13 protein-coding genes are annotated in these 19,196 nt (G+C 60.2%); 7 read left to right on the top strand and 6 right to left on the bottom strand.

From position 1 onward, the window contains the following. Positions 1 to 410: 410 nt before the first annotated feature. Positions 411 to 1,988, bottom strand: coding sequence for an ABC transporter substrate-binding protein (locus tag FAZ30_RS15370; RefSeq protein ID WP_124641040.1), 1,578 nt, complete (start codon positions 1,986 to 1,988; stop codon positions 411 to 413). A 257-nt stretch (positions 1,989 to 2,245) separates the two neighbouring features. On the opposite strand from FAZ30_RS15370, the gene FAZ30_RS15365 reads away from it, so the two are divergent. Beyond that, complete coding sequence (locus FAZ30_RS15365) at positions 2,246 to 2,860, top strand: M15 family metallopeptidase (protein ID WP_137009767.1); 615 nt, start codon at positions 2,246 to 2,248, stop codon at positions 2,858 to 2,860. A gap of 145 nt (positions 2,861 to 3,005) precedes the next feature. Next, positions 3,006 to 3,836 carry a hypothetical protein gene (locus tag FAZ30_RS15360; protein ID WP_124641044.1) on the top strand — a complete coding sequence of 277 codons (831 nt, stop codon included), beginning with the start codon at positions 3,006 to 3,008 and terminating at the stop codon, positions 3,834 to 3,836. Positions 3,837 to 4,026: 190 nt separating this feature from the next. Here the strand turns inward: FAZ30_RS15360 and typA are convergent, their stop codons facing one another. Then, on the bottom strand, positions 4,027 to 5,841 hold the full coding sequence (gene typA / locus FAZ30_RS15355; protein WP_124641046.1) for a translational GTPase TypA: 1,815 nt from the start codon (positions 5,839 to 5,841) through the stop codon (positions 4,027 to 4,029). A gap of 151 nt (positions 5,842 to 5,992) precedes the next feature. Between typA and FAZ30_RS15350 the strand changes: the two genes are divergently transcribed. Beyond that, on the top strand, positions 5,993 to 6,877 hold the full coding sequence (locus FAZ30_RS15350; protein WP_124641049.1) for a hypothetical protein: 885 nt from the start codon (positions 5,993 to 5,995) through the stop codon (positions 6,875 to 6,877). 150 nt (positions 6,878 to 7,027) lie between these two features. Here FAZ30_RS15350 and FAZ30_RS15345 read toward each other — a convergent pair whose 3' ends face one another. Further along, positions 7,028 to 8,017: an NAD(P)H-quinone oxidoreductase gene (locus FAZ30_RS15345; RefSeq protein WP_246043367.1), complete on the bottom strand. Its 990-nt coding sequence runs from the start codon at positions 8,015 to 8,017 to the stop codon at positions 7,028 to 7,030. Positions 8,018 to 8,123: 106 nt separating this feature from the next. Between FAZ30_RS15345 and FAZ30_RS15340 the strand changes: the two genes are divergently transcribed. Together FAZ30_RS15340 and ccoS are read left to right on the top strand one after the other, a co-directional pair. Next, the gene (locus FAZ30_RS15340) at positions 8,124 to 10,559 is read left to right on the top strand and encodes a heavy metal translocating P-type ATPase (RefSeq protein ID WP_137009766.1); all 2,436 of its coding nucleotides are present in this window, start codon (positions 8,124 to 8,126) and stop codon (positions 10,557 to 10,559) included. Continuing rightward, positions 10,559 to 10,756 (top strand): cbb3-type cytochrome oxidase assembly protein CcoS, encoded by a 198-nt coding sequence (gene ccoS, locus FAZ30_RS15335; protein WP_137009765.1) that lies wholly within the window; start codon positions 10,559 to 10,561, stop codon positions 10,754 to 10,756. The genes FAZ30_RS15340 and ccoS overlap by 1 nt, the downstream gene beginning before the upstream one ends. Before the next feature lie 319 nt (positions 10,757 to 11,075). On the opposite strand, the gene FAZ30_RS15330 is transcribed toward ccoS, so the two are convergent. Continuing rightward, on the bottom strand, positions 11,076 to 12,569 hold the full coding sequence (locus FAZ30_RS15330) for a C69 family dipeptidase (protein WP_137009764.1): 1,494 nt from the start codon (positions 12,567 to 12,569) through the stop codon (positions 11,076 to 11,078). A 268-nt stretch (positions 12,570 to 12,837) separates the two neighbouring features. Between FAZ30_RS15330 and FAZ30_RS15325 the strand changes: the two genes are divergently transcribed. Further along, positions 12,838 to 14,154, top strand: coding sequence for an MFS transporter (locus tag FAZ30_RS15325; protein WP_137009763.1), 1,317 nt, complete (start codon positions 12,838 to 12,840; stop codon positions 14,152 to 14,154). A 273-nt stretch (positions 14,155 to 14,427) separates the two neighbouring features. Next, positions 14,428 to 14,838, top strand: a complete 411-nt coding sequence (gene gloA2 / locus FAZ30_RS15320; protein WP_137009762.1) for an SMU1112c/YaeR family gloxylase I-like metalloprotein — start codon at positions 14,428 to 14,430, stop codon at positions 14,836 to 14,838. Positions 14,839 to 14,858: 20 nt separating this feature from the next. Here gloA2 and FAZ30_RS15315 read toward each other — a convergent pair whose 3' ends face one another. Further along, positions 14,859 to 16,925, bottom strand: coding sequence for a putative bifunctional diguanylate cyclase/phosphodiesterase (locus FAZ30_RS15315; RefSeq protein ID WP_137009761.1), 2,067 nt, complete (start codon positions 16,923 to 16,925; stop codon positions 14,859 to 14,861). 111 nt (positions 16,926 to 17,036) lie between these two features. Continuing rightward, entirely contained in the window at positions 17,037 to 19,082 is a 2,046-nt protein-coding gene (locus tag FAZ30_RS15310) for a methyl-accepting chemotaxis protein (protein ID WP_124641063.1), read from the bottom strand. Positions 19,083 to 19,196: the final 114 nt, after the last annotated feature.

The raw sequence follows: 19,196 nt of genomic DNA, 5'->3' as shown, positions 1-19,196 counted from the left end.
AATTCTGGTAAAGCATAGGCAAGCAGGCTGCGGACGGCCGGTTTTATGACTCAATACGTCAATTTTTAAACCAAATACAAGTTAATTATTCAATCGTAAGCTTCACAATAATGACATTAGTACAACAGTACGTAGGTTTACTTAGGTATTTTCACGAATTATCTGCAGATTATCTGAGTAATTACTCAGAAATAAGTAAGATAGGACTAACAGATACAGCGAGCAGGCAACAATATGCCAGCCGCCTGAATACTCTGTGACAAGCTGCCGGGCAGGCCTTGGGGAAGGCTCCGGCAACGATGTGCGAACACATCGGGGAAGATGCGTGCAAGCGGGAACAGACTGCCAACGCAGTCAACAAGCCAGACCTTGCTGGCAGCGGGAACAATCCCGCTGCCAGCCGGGGCGGCCTATTTCACATAGACATCCTCAAAGCCGAACGAACCGTTCGGATTCATCACAAAGCCCTGTACTTCCTTGCGCATTGGAATGTAAATGCGCGAATGCGCCATGGTGATCCACGGCCGTTCGCGTTTGAAAATGTCCTGCGCTTTCAGGTAGTAAGCCGTGCGCTGCTTGCGGTCGTTGGTCTGCCGGGCTTTCAGCAATAGCTGGTCAAATTCCTGATTGCAAAAACGCTGGCCATTCTTGCTGACGCTGCAGGAGAGTGAAGTCCACAGAAAATCATCCGGATCGCCGGAGTCGCTGGTCAGGCCACTCATGTAGACATCATGCTCGCCCTGCCCCGCCCGTTTCAGATACTCGCCCCACTCATAACTCTGGATATTGGCCTTGACGCCTATCCTGGCCCAGTCTTGCTGGATCATCTGCGCCATCAGCTTGCCATTGGGGTTGGTTGGCCGCTGCACCGGCAAGGCCCACAGATTGATGCTGAAGCCATCCGGGTAGCCTGCCTTGGCCAGCAACTGGCGCGCGCGCGCCGGATTGTATTCATTGCGGGTTTTGCCATTCCAGCCCCATACCGCCGGCGGAAACGGATTGACCGCCTGCGTGGCACCACCTTTGGGAAACAGCGCCTTGAACAGGGCGTCGCGATCAATGGCGATATCCAGCGCTACCCGCACATCACGACTGGCCAGCTGTGGCCGTTTCAGGTTGTAGGCCAGGTAGGAAATATTCATGGCCCCGGTACTGTCGACCTTGATGTTGCGGTCGGTTTGCAGTCCGTCCAGATCCGCCTCGCGCACAGCAGCGGCCAGCTGACATTCATTGCCTTTCAGCTTCTGGATACGCACCTGCGGGTCGGTGACGATGGCGAAAATCAGGCTGCGGGTGAGTTGCGGCCGCCCCCAGTAGTCCGGATTGGCCAGCAGGCGTACGGCCGAATCCTTGGCATAGCTCTTGAACTGGTATGGCCCGGTGCCGACTGGTTGCTGGTTGATGTCGGCAGCGCGGTTCTGCTGCAGCAGGTGGTCTGCGTACTCGGCTGACTGCATGCCGGCAAAGCCCATGGCCAGGAAGCTCAGAAAGGTGGCATTGCGCTCTTTCAGCTGCAGTCGCACCGTGTAGGAGTCGATTTTCTGCACGCTGGCTACCGACTGGGCGATCCCGTAATTGGCCGGCCCCAGTAGCTGGGTCTTGAATGCAGCATTGAATGGCAGCTCGGGCTTGATCCAGCGCTGCACGGTGAACACCACGTCATCCGCCGAAAACATACGCTTCGGGCTGAAATAGTCTGTGTGCTGAAATTTCACCACCTTGCGCAGATGAAAGGTATAGCTCAGCCCGTCTGCCGATATTTCCCATTTGCTGGCCAGTGCCGGTACGATTTCCACCCCGCCGCGCTTGAAGGCAACCAGACCCTGGAAAATCTGCCGTGTCACATTATAAGTGGACGCGCTATCCCATAACGCCGGATCAAAGCCTTCCGGTGCTGTCTCCGCGCAGAACACCAGAGGCTTGGCGGCCAATGCCGGCAAGGCTGCAGCGCTCAGGCACGCCGCCAGCAGCAGCTTGTGCAATTTCATTGAAATCTCCCTCATGCGGTGACTGCAGCATTGCCATGCCACCAAAGCCCGCATCATAACCGAAAGCGCAAAGCTGCCGCCCAGCACTGGCGCAAACAATGACGCACCTGCGTTGCGCGGGCAGGCTGCGCCGCGGGTCATTGCTTCGCCCTGCCTGCTCGTGGAAGATACATGGCGGAATGCTGCTTACATGATGACGACTGTTGCAACATGCCGCCTGTTTGCCACGACTGAGCCAGATCAACCGGAATTGCCCCATGCACATCACCACCATCCAGCTGGAAGACGTACTCGCCCATCCGGAATACATCTCAATCCACCAGATGCCAGGCATCCACCTGGATTTACGCTATGCCGGCGTGGACAACTTCATCGGACACAATCTGTATGGTGATTTTGATGGTGGCCTGCTGCACAGCCAGGCCGCCAGTCAATTGGCTCGCGCGGCGACAATCCTGCAAGCGGAACGACCGGGCTGGCGCTTGCGGGTACTGGATGCACTACGACCCGGGCGGGTGCAGCGCCTGCTGTGGGACCGGGTGAAAGGCACGCCGCAGCATATCTACGTAGCCGACCCGGCGCGTGGTTCAATCCACAGCTTTGGCATGGCGGTGGATGTGACACTAGAAAACGAGCACGGGCAGGAGCAGGACATGGGCACCCGCTTTGATGATTTCTCGCTGCTGGCACAGCCCTGCCAGGAAAGGCAGATGTTGCAGGCCGGCCTGCTCGACCATCAGCAGCTCAAGCAGCGCCAGCTGCTGCGCAGCTGTATGCAGCAAGCGGGTTTTCATGGCATCGCCAGCGAATGGTGGCACTTCGAGGCGGCTGATCGTGGCTGGATTCGCGCCAATATGCTGCTGGTGGAATAAGCCCGCCACTCGTGCGCAGCACGCCGGCGGCGGTTGCGCTAACTTGACGCCGACCGGGAAATCAAGTCTCATCCACCCTGCAATTATTAAAACAATTTAAACAAATATCCGAATACGCGCGGGCATGGTGCAGATGAGTGAGGCAATGAAAGACAGCGTGACCTATAGCAGTGCCGCTTCGTTTTCCCAACTGCAGCTGAAACTGCAGGCCATTATCCGCCGCAGCCCGGACCCGGCGCTGCGCCAGCTGTGCCTGGGCGCGCTGGAGCGGATCTTCGCCATCAAGTCGATGCTATGCATGCCGTTTGATATGGTTTATGCCAGCCAGGCCGCCCGGCTGAGTGAGCAGCTGGGCGAGAGCACTTTTGCAGGCTTCATCCGTAGCGAAGACGGGCTCAATCAGCTGGAACAGGAAATGCGCAAGGTATTTTCCTTTATCGAACGCCAGCATGGTGGCGTGGTATTCCAGCGACTCAACGGGCTGGCGGCCGCACTGGCCTGGGACATCATCGAGGCGCTGCTGCGCGACTTCATCGAGCTGAGCTGCAACCGCAGCCCGCTGCTGGTGCTGGATGCGCTGGAGCAACTCAAACCCATTCATCGTGACAAGCTGTTTCGCAGCGAAGTGCTGCAGCGACACAACTTTGCGGTACAGCACAAGCTGGGCAGCATTCTGCTGGAAGAAAACAATATCCGCGGCGTGGAGCGGCTGCGCCTGTGGCTGAAGCTGCTTTTCCCGCAGGAGAACACCCTGCTCGCCTATCTGGATGACCCCTTGCTGGACACCCTGCAGGCGCGGCGCGAAACCATTCTGCACGATCACTCGACACAGGATGCCACGCTGATTCTCAGCCGCGACGATGTCAATATTTCGGTTATTCGCGCCATCAAGCTGTGCCTGCTGTTGTCGATGGACGTCAGCATGGCGCCTGCAGCCGCCGCACAGACTGCTCCCGCAGCACTGGCCCGGCTGTAAGGGTTTAGGCAAAAAAAATCCCGGCAGAGACCGGGATCAAACGTTTAGCGGGGATAGATACGAGGCGGGAACCTCGTATTTGAATTTATATCTATCAAATAACCCCCAGTCAACTAAATATTTACTTACATATAAAACTAGTCGTAAAAAAAGGCAGCCATTGGCTGCCTTTTGTCACTCCGCTGAAAGATCAGGAAGCTTGCTTGTTCATCTTGCGGCGTTCGTTCTCTTGCAGGTAACGCTTGCGGATGCGGATGGACTTCGGCGTGATTTCTACCAGCTCGTCATCATCGATGAATTCCACTGCCGATTCCAGAGTCATCTTCATCGGGGTGGTCAGACGAACGGCTTCGTCAGTACCGGAAGCGCGCACGTTGGTCAGCTGCTTGCCCTTGACCGGGTTAACCACCAGGTCGTTGTCGCGGCTGTGAATGCCGATGATCATGCCTTCATACAGCTTGTCGCCCGGGGAGACGAACATGCGGCCGCGATCTTCCAGCTTCCACAGTGCGTAGGCAACGGCTTCGCCGTTTTCCTGGGAAACCAGCACGCCATTGTGGCGACCCGGCATGTCCGGCTTAACCGGGCCGTAGTCGTCGAATACGTGGCTCATCAGGCCGGTACCGCGCGTCATGGTCATGAAGTCGGACTGGAAGCCGATCAGGCCACGTGCCGGAATATGGTATTCCAGGCGGGTACGACCCAGGCCGTCAGATTCCATATTGGTCAGTTCGCCACGGCGACGACCGATTTCTTCCATGATGCCGCCCTGGTGATCATCTTCCAGGTCGATGGACAGGTTTTCGTACGGCTCGCACTTCTCGCCGTTCACTTCCTTGTACACCACGCGCGGCTTGGCCACGGCCATTTCGAAGCCTTCGCGACGCATGCTTTCCAGCAGGATGGTCAGGTGCAGTTCGCCACGACCGGATACGCGGAACACGTCGGAGTCTTCGGTTTCTTCAACACGCAGCGCAACGTTGGTCAGCAGTTCCTTGGTCAGGCGGTCACGGATCTGACGGCTGGTAACGAACTTGCCTTCGGTGCCGGCCAGCGGCGAGGAGTTCACCATGAAGTCCATGGTCAGGGTCGGTTCGTCCACGGCCACCATCGGCAGGCCTACCGGTTGTTCCTTGTCACAGATGGTGACGCCGATACCGATATCGTCCAGGCCGGAAATGATGATGATGTCGCCAGCTTCGGCTTCTTCAACCGGTACGCGTTCCAGACCCTGGTAGCCCAGCACCTGGTTGATACGGCCAGAGGCTACTTGTACTTCATGGTTCATCACCACAACTTGCTGACCCGGCTTGATGCGGCCATTCAGTACACGACCAACGCCCAGGCGGCCGGTGTAGGTGGAATAGTCCAGCGCGGAAACTTGCAGTTGCAGCGGCGCTTCCGGATCGCCCGGCGGGGTCGGCACGTGCTTGAGCACGGTTTCGAACAGCGGACGCATGTTGTCGGACTCTTGATCCAGTTCCAGCTTGGCAAAGCCGTTCAGGCCGGAAGCATAGATGATGGGGAAGTCCAGTTGTTCGTCGGTGGCGCCCAGCTTGTCGAATAGGTCGAAAGTTTGGTCTACCACCCAGTCCGGACGGGCGCCCGGACGGTCAACCTTGTTGATCACCACGATCGGACGCAGGCCCAGAGCCAGGGCTTTCTTGGTCACGAAACGGGTTTGCGGCATCGGGCCTTCAACGGCATCCACCAGCAGCAGTACGCCGTCTACCATGCCCAGTACGCGCTCCACTTCACCACCGAAGTCGGCGTGTCCCGGAGTGTCCACGATATTGATGTGCACGCCTTCGTATTCGATGGCGGTGTTCTTGGCCAGAATGGTAATGCCACGCTCTTTTTCAAGATCGTTGCTGTCCATTACGCGTTCATCTACCTGCTGGTTCTCGCGGAAGGTGCCGGACTGGCGCAGCAACTGGTCAACGAGGGTGGTTTTGCCATGGTCCACGTGGGCAATAATGGCAATATTACGAATCTGTCGTGTCATGTTTCGGAATTCGGTCGGTTGAAGCGGAAAAATCGTACGATTCTATCACGTAGCACAGGCTTAACCCAAAGCATTATCGCGACAAGGCATGATGATTTGGTTACACTGCGCGCCATTTCCCCCTGCAAACCCGGATATTGAGGAGTCGACCATGTATGACTGGGACGCCCTGTGGCATGAACATGAAGGCTATCGCACCGGCTTCGATGTGCAGCACAACGACGCCAACCAGCTGGCCGACGAGCTGTCGGCCAAACTGATGAAACCGGCACAACACCCCACCGACGTGGCGGTATACGAAACAGCAGACAAATTCATCCTGGCCGGCCATGCCGATGGGCTGCAGCTGCTGGAAGTGTTCAAACACGGCCTGTTTGACATCACCCTGCGCCTGGTGAGTGAAGACGAGGGCCTGGAACTGACCCTGCCCTATGTGGAAATCCACGTCGACAATCTGGCAACCGAAGAACAGGCCGTCTGGCGTGGTGCAGTGCGCCGCGATGAGGAAGGCCGCATCTGGGTAGACAGTCGCACCCTGGATGAGCAGGTGATGCCGGCCATGCCGTTTGACGATCTGTCCTTCACCGACAACGCCCGCTTCCGCGATGAGCTGCACCGGGTATGGGAAGAGGACTTGCCCACCCTGCGTCCGCTGATCGAGGCCTGGTTTGATCACACCTCGCTGGCCGGCGAGGCAGAAGCACACCACTATGGCGACGAAGGCCGGGTGCAGCAGATCTGCGACCGCTACGCAGAAATCGTGCGCCGCGAGCAGGCCGCCCTGTCGCGACTGTTCTCCGACGCCGAGCTGCGGCTGATCGCCCATGTGCTGCAAAACGTACGCTTTGAAGAGGCCGCATCCTGCCGTGGTGTATGGCTGGCCGTGGAGGCCTGCATGATAGACGAAGAGCTGGACCAGCACTTCAAGCTGGATGGCGAGGCACTGCTGGGCAAGATGAAGGCGCTGTCCTACGCCCAGGAAGTCGCCCTGATCGAAGCGCTGTCACCGCTGCCGCCCGCGACAGCCGCCGAATAAAGCTTCCAGTGCAGCCAAGGCCCGTTCTCGCCAGAGACGGGCTTTTTTGCGGGCAAAAAAAGGGGAACGATAGCCGCATCGTCCCCTAATCCCATCCATACCAGTCAGAGGCAGAGCACCTCCCACGCCGCACAATGTACTGGCGACGGATTACGGCGTCATGACAGGAAAGAAGGTCAATACCACCTTGCCCAGATTGGCATTGGCCTCCATGTGGGCATGCGCGTCCGCCGCCTGTTGCCAGGGGTAGCTGCTATCCAGCGTCAGTTGCAGCTGGCCGGCCAGCAAGGCTGGCAACACCTCCCGCTCCAGCGCCTGCGCCAGACGGGCCTTCGCTGTCAGCGGCTGTGAACGCAGGGTGGAGCCAATCAGTGACAGCCGCTTGACCAGCAGCAAGCCCAGATTGAGCTCGGCCTTGTTGCCGCCCATCAGGCCGATATTCACCAGTCGGCCATCCTGCTTCAGGCTGGCCATGTTTTCGGCCAGATAGGAGGCACCGATCGGGTCGAGAATCACATCCACCCCGCCCCACTCCCTGACCTTGGAAGAAAAGGCCGGCAGCGCCTTGTAATTGAATACCTGCTCCGCCCCCAGTTCCTGGCAGAAGGCCAGCTTGTCGGCACTGCCGGCGCTGGCAAAGGGGTGCGCGCCCAACCATCGCGCCAACTGGATGGCCGTGGCCCCGACGCCGCTGGCACCAGCATGGATCAGGATATTTTGCCCGGCTTGCAATTGCCCCACCTGCACCAGATTCAGCCAGGCGGTCATCCACACTTCCGGCAGGCTGGCAGCCTCCACCCACGACATGGCATCCGGCTTGGCAATGGCCAGCGCCTCGTCCAGCACGGCGCATTCGGCATAGCCGCCACCGGCGATCAGGCCGAATACCGCATCGCCTTCCCGAAAGCGACTGCCAGCATCCGCCTCGATTACCACCCCAGCCACTTCCAGACCAAGAATGCTGCTGGCACCCGGCGGCGGCGGATAATGCCCGCTGCGTTGCACGATGTCGGCACGATTCACCCCGGCCGCCATCACCTGCACCAATAGCTGGCCAGTCTGGCGCTGCGGCCTGGCGGTTTCTCCCAGATAAAGGGTATCCGCACCACCGGGTGCGCTTTGCAATATCGCCTGCATCATCTTGCTTTGCCTTTCCTTGCACTGCCTGCTCTTTAGCGAATTTCACTCGTCATGAAACTGAGCCAGATCAAGCAATGCGTCCGAGTATTGTTTACAATGGCGCGCCATGACTGATCACTGCTTCCATTGCGGCCTGCCCGTCCCCGAGACTGTCGATTTTCCGGTGCGTTATCGCGAAAAGACCGAAGCCACCTGTTGCGCCGGCTGTCAGGCCGTCGCGCAGACCATTATCGACTCCGGGCTGTCCGACTACTACGCTCACCGCACGCAGGGTGCGCGCCAGGGCGAGGTATTGCCGGCCGATATTTTGCAGCAGATTCAGCTGTACGACTCGGAAGAATTGCAGAAAAGCTTTGTCCATGTCAGCGCAGGACAAACGCGCGAGGCCGCGCTGATGCTGGAAGGCATTACCTGCGCCGCCTGCATCTGGCTGAACGAGCAGCACATCCGCCAGTTGCCCGGCGTGCTGGCAGTGGACATCAACTATACCAGCCACCGTGCGCGGGTGAGCTGGGACAACAGCCGCATCCGGCTGTCGCAGATCCTGCAGGCTATCAGCGCCATCGGCTATCGCGCCCACCCTTACGATGCCGAACGGCAGGAAGCACTGGCACAGAAGCAGCGCAAGCAGGCCATCAGCCGGCTATGGGCCGCCGGCCTGTCGATGATGCAGGTGATGATGTACGCCGTGCCGGTGTACCTGGCACCAGATGGCGACATCGACCCGGACTTCCTGTGGCTGCTGCACTGGGCCAGCCTGATCCTTACCCTGCCGGTGATGCTGTACTCCGCCGTGCCTTTCTATCAGAACACCTGGCGCGACCTGAAAACCGGCCGCGTCGGCATGGACACCCCCGTCACCATCGGCATTTTCACCGCCTTTTTCGCCAGTCTGTGGGCGCTGATCAACAAGATTCCGCATGGCGTGTATTTCGACTCGGTATCGATGTTCGTCTTTTTGCTGCTGGGCGGGCGCTATCTGGAAAGCATCGCCCGGCGCAAGGCCGGCGAGGCCACCGAAAGCCTGGTGCGTTTGATCCCGGCCTTTGCCCACCGCGCCAACGACTGGCCGGCCAGCCGCGATACCGCAGAAACCACGGTAGCCATGCTCAATTCCGGCGACGTGATTCTGGTGAAACCGGGCGAAACCATTCCCGGCGATGGCCTGGTGCTGGATGGCCACAGCGCCGCCAATGAATCACTGATCAGCGGCGAAAGCCGCCCGGTCAGCAAGCAGCTCGGCGATGCCGTGGTGGCCGGCAGCGTCAATACCAGCAGCCCGCTGTTTATCCGCATCAGCCAGACCGGGCAGGAAACCCGGCTGGCCGGCATTGTCCGTCTGCTGGACAAGGCGCTGGCAGAGAAGCCGCGACTGGCGGTGGCGGCCGACCGCTTTGCCAGCTGGTTTGTCGCCCTGCTGCTACTGGCAGCGGCCGCCAGCTATATCGCCTGGCACTTTATCGAGCCGGCCCTGGCACTGTGGATCATGGTGGCGGTACTGGTCGTCTCCTGCCCCTGCGCACTGTCGCTGGCCACTCCGGCTGCGCTGACCGCTGCCACTGGGCACCTCGCTGCACTGGGCGTACTGACCACCCGTGGCCACGCTCTGGAAACACTGGCCAAGGTTAGCGACGCGGTATTCGACAAGACCGGCACCCTGACTCATGGCGATATGCGACTCAGAGCGCAGCAGCGGCTGGCCGATCTGGACGATGCCGTAACACTGGCCATCGCCGCCGCACTGGAACAGGCATCGGAACATCCGGTGGCGCAGGCACTGAAGCTGGCGGCAGCCGACCTGCCGCTGCCAGCAACGGAACGGCTGGACAGCACGCCGGGCAAGGGTGTGGAGGGCGAAATCGCCGGCCAATCCTGGCGGCTGGGTTCGGCAGAATTCATTAATGAATGGCTGCCGGCACCTGCGCAGCTGCCACAGGACTGGCATGCCCACTGCACCCTAGTGGTGTTGGCCAACCGACAGGCGGCACAGGCGGTATTTGCCATTGGCGACACGGTACGCGATGACGCCGCCGCCATGGTGCAAGCCTTGCGCCAACGCGGCATTGCCATTCACCTGCTCAGTGGCGATGGTGCTGGCGCGGTGCAAAGCCTGGCCGACAGCCTGGGCATTGCCGACTGGCACGCCCGCGCCACGCCGGAAGACAAGCTGGCCTTTGTCGGCCAGTTGCAGCAAGCCGGCAAACGGGTGCTGATGGTGGGTGATGGCATCAATGATGCGCCGGTGCTGGCCCGCGCCGATGTATCGCTGGCCATGGGTGGCGGCACCGACGTGGCCCGCGCCAGCGGCGACATGGTGCTGATGGGCGATCAGCTGGCGCTGATTCCGACAGCATTGACACTGGCGCGCAAGACGCTGGGCGTAATCAGGCAAAACCTGTGGTGGGCAGCCGGGTATAATCTGCTGGCGCTGCCACTGGCGATGACTGGCCACGTTACTCCATGGCTGGCCAGCCTGGGGATGGCCGCCAGCTCGCTCATCGTGGTGAGCAATGCCCTGCGACTCGTCAAACGGAAATCCTGATGGAAAGTCTTTACCTGCTTATCCCGCTTAGCATCGTGCTGGCTTTTGTCATCGCCGTGGTGTTCTGGTGGGCTACCCGCTCCGGTCAGTTTGACGATATGGAAGGCCCGGCCCACCGCATCCTGATGGACGACGACCGCCCAGCCACGCCCAAAGCAGCCCCCCCCACCCCGCCCGAGGCCGACTCGCGCGGCTAGGGCCTGTTAACACGATGTTTTCTGCGGCGCAGGCCCTGAAAGGTTGTCAATGCAAGGCGGAGGGTGCAGCGCTTGGTGGCCCCAAGCGCAAACCCGACAACGCAGCAGTGGCAAGCTGGTCGGGCCTGCCCTGCGGGGCGGATGTTGAGCGGCGCACTGCCGTGTCAAACCGCGCTGGCAGGGAATGCCCTGCGGCGCGCGGTTTTTCGCGCATTGCATCCCCTCAACATCCGCCGCCGTGAAAAAAATAGCGTTAACAGGCCCTAGCACACCATGGCATGCCGGCCGCACGGTCTGGCCGCTCAAAACCAGCGCAAGCCTACAGTCCCTTGATCTTTTCCAGTTCTGCCGGGCTGTATTTCTTCTCGGTGGACTTGGTGATATCCGTCAGCAAAGTGGCGTTGAGGTCACGCGCCGATTGCACACCCCACAGCATCATGCCGTTGCTCCACTGATTGGCAAATGCCAGCGCAGCGTCCGGCGCAGTGGCGTGCAGGCTGCGCAACATGCCATCCACGGCGGCCTGCTGCGTAGTCAGCCGCGCTTCCTGCTTGCCCTGCCAGGCCTTGAGCAAGGGGCCGTACTTGGCCGGCTGGGTCTGCGCCAGGCTGGCATTGGCGCGGAAAGCCCAATACGCCGATACGGTATCGTAGCTGGCCGAGCCCTGGCGCAGCGGTTGCGGCACGTCCTTGAGCGCGCCTTCATACAGCGGCAGCAACAGCGCTCCGGCGGGGCTGCCAAATGACTGCCAGGTGAGCGCGGCCAGCTCGGCCGGCATGTCCGCCCGTAGTTGAATGATGTGGGTTTCGATGGTCCGATCCACGCCCATCGGGCGGTCGGCATCCTTGACGCTGGCCAGCGCGGTGCCATCAAAGCGTGCGCGCAGCACACGGGCGACATCACTCACCGAAATGGCCTTCTCGGGCTTGATGGTCAGCGGATACTGCTGCTGGCGGATTTTCTGGGTGAGCGAGGGATTGAGCAGATGCTGGCCGAGCCATTCGCGATCCACATTGTAGCGATCGCCAATCACGCCAAAGGCCTTGGCAAAATTGAAGCGGCGGCGATCCACCTTGTCCAGCAGGCCATGCTTGCTGACGAAATCAGCCAGACCAGGACTGGCGACTACATTGGCGCTGTCATCCAGATCGATATCATGCAAGCGCAAGCCGTTGGCCACCATGATGTAGCTATCCTGCGGCACGCGATAGGCAAGGTAGTGATGGCCGGAGCCGATTTCCATATACCAGGCCTCCTGCTGGTCGGCGATCAGCACGCCATTGCCCTCACCCGCGCCGTAATGGTCGATATAGCCGGCCAGCAGCGTCACCGCCTCACGCGCGCTGCGTGCCTGCGGCAGCAGCAAGGAGGGAATCGCTGCCTCCACCACGCCGCTATCGATCAGCGGGTCGGCCTTCTTGGCGCGCTCGTTCACTTCCGCGCTATTGCTGGCAGATACCGCCACATTATGCTCATTGACCCCGCGTTCTTCGTACAGGCCGTCGCCACTTGGGGTATCACCATTCCAGTCCATCAGCCCGCTATAGCGCAGCAAGTGCGCCGGTGCCGGCACCTTGAGCCCGTTCTTGAAGCTCAAGACCTCGTCTTTTTCCGCATTGCGTGCCGCATGCAGCACCAGCCGCTTGTTCCAGTTATTGATGTAATAGTCTTCGTTGCGGGCAATGATGACCGATCCATCAGCCGAGGCCTTGTTGCCCACCAGCAAGGAAGAGCAAGCCTGCGTGCCTTCAGCAGCAGCCAGCAAGGTGAGTGCGGCAAATGAAATAGCAGATAAGCGGCCGATCTGAGACATGATATTCCCCATATGCAGTAGATAAGTGACACGAAATGCTATTCCTGCCACTGCTTTCATGCACGACTCCGCCAGCACGCCAGTTGATTTTCATCAAGTATATTCAAACATGCTAATTTTCATGCCTGCACCGCAGCAGGCTCACGCCATGGCCAGCCCAGCCACACGCGGTGGCAACTGACAAACAGTCAAAGTGTCGTCCAGCAAGGCTGACAGCCGCATTTGAATACGTTAGCATGCGTTTCCCGCCTTTTCGTGCTGACAAACCGTGAAAACAGACTTCAGTTTTTTTGGCTCCCGCCGCTTTCTGCCCTTGTTCGGCACGCAGTTTCTGGGCGCATTCAATGACAACCTGCTGAAAACCGCCATCGTGGTGCTGATCAGCTACCACGGCCTCAGCCTGAATGGCTTGTCACCGGAACTGCTGGTGAATATGGCGGCCGGGGTATTCATCCTGCCCTTCTTCCTGTTCTCCGCCACGGCGGGCAAGATTTCCGAGCGCTTCGACAAGGCCATCATCGCCCGCTGGATCAAGCTGGCTGAAATCGGCATCATGCTGCTGGCTGGCAGCGGCTTTTTCCTGCACTCAGCCGGCCTGCTGATGTCTGCCCTGTTCCTGATGGGCTGCCACTCGGCGTTTTTTGGTCCGCTCAAGTATTCGGTGCTGCCGCAATATCTGGATGAGCACGAACTGGTGGGCGGCAACGGCATGATCGAGATGGGCACTTTTCTTGCCATCCTCATCGGCCAGATCATCGGCAGCCTGATGACCCAGGGCGGCCCGTGGATTACCGTTGGCCTGCTGCTGGGCACCGCCGTGTGCGGCTGGCTGTTCAGCCGCCGCATGCCAACCGCACCGCCCGGCGCGCCGCACCTGAAACTGTCCTTCAATTTCATCGGCGACTCGGTACGACTGGTTGGCGAGGCCTGGCGCATCCGCGATGTACGCAGTGCCATTCTCGGCATTTCCTGGTTCTGGCTGATGGGCGCGGTGTACACCACCCAGCTCCCCACCTTTACCCGCCTGCACCTGGGCGGCAATGCCGATGTCTATACCGTGATGCTGGCGCTGTTTTCCATCGGCATCGGCCTGGGTTCGGTGATTTGCGCCAAGTTGTCGCACGGCCAGTTGCAGCTTGGGCTGGTGTTGCTGGGTAGCGCCGGCATGACGCTGTTTGGCGGCGATCTGGCACTGGGTGCCATGTCGCATTACCACGGCCCCCTGTTGGCGCTGCCAGACTTCCTGAGCCAGCTCAGCAGCTGGCGTCACATGCTGGATGTCGCCATGCTGGGTTTCTTCGGCGGCTTCTTTACCGTGCCGCTCTACACCTGGCTGCAGGTGTCCAGCCCGGACAGCTTCCGCTCGCAAGCCATCGCCGCCAACAACATCATCAATGGTTTCTATATGGTGGCCGCAGCGCTGGCCAGCGTGCTGGTGCTCAAGCAGTTCGACAATATCTCCTACCTGCTGCTGGGCACCGCCGTGCTGAACATTCTGGCCACCGCCCACCTGCTGCTGCAGGCACCCATCATCTGGCAACAGCGCAGCCATTGGCTGAAAGCCCTGCTGGAAGACCGCCGCTAAGCCAAGCGGGCGGCCCAAAAAAAAGACCGGCCACCACGCAAGTGGTGCCGGTCGCAAGAGCATTCGGTGGCGTCAAGGCCCGAAACCACCGAAAGCGGGAGGGTCGCCAACAGGCCGTCAGTGTTTGATTGCCTGTTAACGGCAGAAGAGGTTCCGAGAACAGAACCAGCTCCTGTGGTGCTGAGTGTCAGTCAGTGCCGCCATTGTGCTGGCCACGCCACCATGCGTCCAATTGATTGAAATTAGATTTTCAATATAGATTATCTATTAGCCATGTCAGACACGCCCCTGCCGTTGCGCGGCCTGCATCACGTCGCCCTGATCACCGCCGACTATGCCCGCGCGCGCGACTTTTACCACCGCATTCTTGGCCTGCCCATCATCAGCGAGAGCTGGCGTGCCGAACGCCAGTCGTGGAAGCTGAACCTGCAGCTGCCGGATGGCACCCAGCTGGAATTGTTCAGCTTTCCCACCCCGCCCGCACGTCTCAGCCGGCCGGAAGCCTGCGGCCTACGCCATCTGGCGCTGAGTACGGATGATCTGGAGGCATTGCGGGCGGCACTGCTGTGTCAGCAAGTGCCCTGCGAAGAGATACGACTGGACGCGCTGACCGGACAGCGCTTTTTCTTCTGCCAGGACCCGGACCAGCTGCCAATCGAGTTTTACGAAACCACCAAAGCGTAGTCATTCCCGCCAATGGCAACTCAGCACTGGCCGGTGCGAATGAAAGCGAGAAAATCCTGGCGTGGCATGGGGTGGGCAAACAGATAACCCTGGGCGTAGTCGCAGCCTGCCTCCAGCAGCAGCTGGCGCTGCGCCTCGGTCTCCACCCCTTCGGCAATCACCCGCATGCCCAGTTTGTGCGCCATGGCGATCACCGCCTCGGTAATGGCATGGTCGGTATTGTCACTGGACAGACCAGCGATGAAGCTGCGATCTATCTTCAGATAATCGATATTGAATTTTTTCAGATAGGACATGGCGGAGTAGCCGGTGCCAAAGTCGTCGATGCTGACCTCCACCCCCGCCTGATGAAAGCCCAACAGGGTGTTGACCACCAGCGGCCGTTCATCCAGCAGCAGCCCTTCGGTGATTTCCACCGCCAGACAGCCAGTGGGCAGCTGCCGTTCGGCGATTTCATGCAGCCAGTGGCGGCAATCGCCGCTGATGAACTGGCGCGGCGAGATATTGACGCTAACCTGCCCGTCCGGCCAAGCCGCAATCAGCTCCAGTGTCTGCTGGAACACCAGATTGCCGATATCGCCGATCATGCCGATTTCCTCGGCTACCGCGATGAAATCGCCGGGCAGCAGCACACCCTGCTCGGGATGGTGCCAGCGCAGCAGTGCTTCAGCCTTGACCACCCGGCCGCTGGCCAGCTCGACAATCGGCTGGTAATACGCTTCGAATTGATTGTCGCGCAAGGCCTGACGCAGGCTGTTGCCCACCTTTTGCCGGCGCTGCGCCTCGACCTGCAAGGACGGGGTGAAATAGCTGGAGCCATTGCGCCCAGCGGCCTTGGCCGCATACATCGCCTGATCGGCGAAGCTGACCAGGGTTTCCAGCTCGGTGCTGTCATCCGGATACAGTGCAATGCCAATGCTGGCCGACACATAAACCTGATTGCTGCCCAGCAGGAAAGGCAGGCCCAGCAAGCGGATGATTTTGCCGGCCACCAGCCCGGCCGCCTGGGCGTCGCTGATGTCGGGCAGGATGACCACAAACTCGTCGCCACCCTGGCGGGAGACGATGTCACTATTGCGCACCACGGCACGAATGCGCTCGGCCGCCTGCTTCAGCAGCTGGTCCCCCATATGGTGACCCAGCGTGTCGTTGACTTCCTTGAAACGGTCCAGATCGATAAACAGCAGCGCCAGATTGCTGCTCATGCGCCGCGCCCGCTCCAGCTCTTTGGCCAGACTGTCGCGCAGCAGCCGCAAATTGGGCAGGCCGGTCAGGGCATCGTAGTTGGCCTCGTGCCAGATTGCCTGCTCCATGCGCTTGCGTTCGCTGATATCCAGCATCAGGCCAACCAAGCCGCCCAGGCTGCCATCAGCCTTGTCGAAGGTCGCCTTGTAGAACATCACCTCGTGCCGGCTGCCATCGCCATACACCACCTGGGTTTCGTAAACCTGGGTGCCACGGCTGTCAAACAGGGCCTGGTCTGCCGCCTGGTAACGGGCGGCCAGATCCGGCGGGGAGATATCGAATACGGAATGGCCGATCAGCTCGCTGCGCGGCCTGCCCAGATATTGCTCGAAGGCGCTGTTGCAGCCGATATAGCGACCGGTCTCGTCCTTGTAGAACACCGGATTGGGAATGGTATCGATCAGACGGGTGATGAACTGCAGCTGGTCCTTGACCGCGCGCTCGGCGGCGCTACGTTCGGACACATCCAGCAGCATGCCGATGATGGCCGGCCGCTCGCCAAAACGCGTGCTAACGCCAAAAACTTCCACATCCAGCTCGGAACCGTCCTGCCGCACACCGCGAAATGCATAGTGGCTGCTCTGGCTGTCGCCCTTGATGCGGCTGTCGATTTCCCGGCGCACCATGGCCTGGTCGCGCTGGGCGGTGAGCTGGCGCGGGCCCATGCCACTGCATAACTGTTGCTGGCTGTAGCCAAACAGCTCGGCCAGCCTGGCATTGACGAAAACGAAGTGATCGTCCTGGATGACGTACACCCCGATGAGGGCATTGCTGCACAGCCCCAACAGCAGCGGCCCTGCCTCGTGCAGCAGCCCGTCCAGCATGGAAGCGGTCTGATTCATGATGTCGGCTTGTCCCCGGCGCTGGCGGTGTTCGAACACCGCCCTGTCTTATTTATAGCGCGCAGGATACCGCAGCCGACAACAATCCGCCCGTTTTACGGGCGGGGCACGCTACAGCTTGAAGCGGCTGATGCTGGTGCGCAGTGCCTCAGCCAGCCCCACCAGTGTGGCAGCAGCCTGGGCGGCAGCACGGGCCTTGCCGTGATTGCCATCGGCTTGCTGGGCAATTTTTTCCACATTGAGCGCGATATCGCGGCTGGCCGCATCCTGCTCGCCCAGCGCATCGGAGATGCCGCTGACCGCCTCACCCACCTGCGCCGCACCGGCCTGGATATCCTGCAGGCTGCTAGCCGCCTGACTGGCGCTGCTGACACCGGCATCCACCTGCTGCGCACCGGCTTCCATATGCTCCACCGCCATGCGGGCACCGTCCTGAATCTTGCTGACGGTATCGGTAATCTGCAGGGTGGACTGGGTGGTACGCTCCGCCAGCTTGCGCACCTCATCAGCCACCACGGCAAAACCACGACCGGCCTCGCCGGCTCGTGCCGCTTCGATGGCGGCATTCAACGCCAGCAGATTGGTCTGGTCGGCGATGTCGCGAATCACGGTCACCACTTCGGCAATGCGTTCGGACAAGCCATCCAGCTGGCGCACGGTGCCACCCGCCTGCTTCACCGCAACGGCAATCTGCCCCATGGTGTTGGTGGCCTGGGATACCACCTGTGCGCCGCATTGCGACTGCACGTTGGCATCGGCAGCCATCTGTCGCGCCAGATCGGCATGACGCGCCACTTGATTGATGCTGCTGCTCATTTCTTCCACGCAGGCTGCCATGGTGCTGGCGGCGGCATTCTGCTCGCCCGAAGCGGTGGACACATCTTCCGAAATACTCACCAGCGATCTGGCCTGCACCGACAAGGACGCCAGGCTGCGTTCGACATCACCAATCATCTCGCGCAGATGGCTACTCATTGCGTCGGCAGCCAGCAGCAACTCGCCCACCTCGTCCTGGCTGCGCGCCTCAATGCGCACGGTCAGGTCGCCGTCGGCCACGCGGCGGATGGCATCCACCGCATGGGCCAGTGGCCGGGTGACCCACAGGCGGCTGGCCCAGAAAGTAGCAGCCAGCAGCAGGCCTATCATGACGATGATGCCGATGGCCAGGCGCCAGCGCATGGCCTGCAACTGGGCAGCGAACTCGTCTTCATAACTGCTGGCGGCGACAATCCAGCCCCAGCGTTCAAAAGTATCGAACACGGCAATCTTGGGACGCACCGGCTCGTTACTGTCCGGCTTGGCCCAGTGGTAATGCAGCACGCCCTGCTTTTGTTCCAGCATGATGCGGTTGATGGCGAGGCCGTCCTTGTCCTTGAAGTCCAGCAGGTTCTTACCCTGGGAATGCGGGTGGATCATCATGCGGCCCGGCTCGTTGTGGGCATCGAAAGCATAGATGTAACCGGATTCGCCAAAGCGCACCGACATGATTTTCTGCCGCAGCGCAGCCAGGCTGGCGGTGAACTCCTCACCCACAAACAAGGCCGCCACGACCTGACCAGCCTCGTTCTGCACTGGCGAATACAGCGTCATGAAATCGCGACCAAACAGCTGAACCGGGCCGGTATAGGCGTGGCCGGCATTCAGGCTGGCATAGGCAGGTGAATCGTGGCTCAGCGGGGTGCCGACAGCACGGCTGCCGTCTTCCTTCTTGACCGAGGTGGCAATGCGAATCCACTCGCTGCCATCCTTGACAAATACCGTGGCCAGCGAGCCGGTGCTACGGGTGAAACGATCCACCTCCAGCGTACTGTTATTGATGACGTGCTCGCCAATACGCAGCACCGGCAGGGCTTTGCCGCCGGTGTCCATCCGTTCGCCACTCAGCGCCGGCTGACCCGGGAGGTTGGCGCGCAAAGCTGACTCGGCCAGCGCGGCCGAGCGTTCCAGCTGTGCGGCGTAGGCATCCATCATGTCGATGACCTGACGGTTGGCCTGGCGCATTTCCTGTTGCTGTTGCTGTTCCATGCGCTGGCTTTGCCAATGGGTCAGCCAGATGCCGGCCAGTCCGAGTACCACCAGCAACAACAGGGATAACACCAGGTTAAGCTTGGCGGCAATGCTGAGCCTGCTGGTAAAAGCGTTGAATTGATTTGACATGATGATGGCCAGGGTATGTGTGCGTGCCGGAATGCTGGTCCCGCATCGCTGGCGGCAACCGTTTAGCACATTGGTCTAATTTTGCCGTGGCATCATAATATGGAAATGTTATTT

It is taken from the genome of Aquitalea aquatilis (assembly GCF_005155025.1).
GTDB lineage: Bacteria > Pseudomonadota > Gammaproteobacteria > Burkholderiales > Chromobacteriaceae > Aquitalea > Aquitalea aquatilis.
The sequence above is the reverse complement of the archived record's forward strand: the minus strand, read 5'-3'. Positions and strand labels throughout refer to the sequence as shown.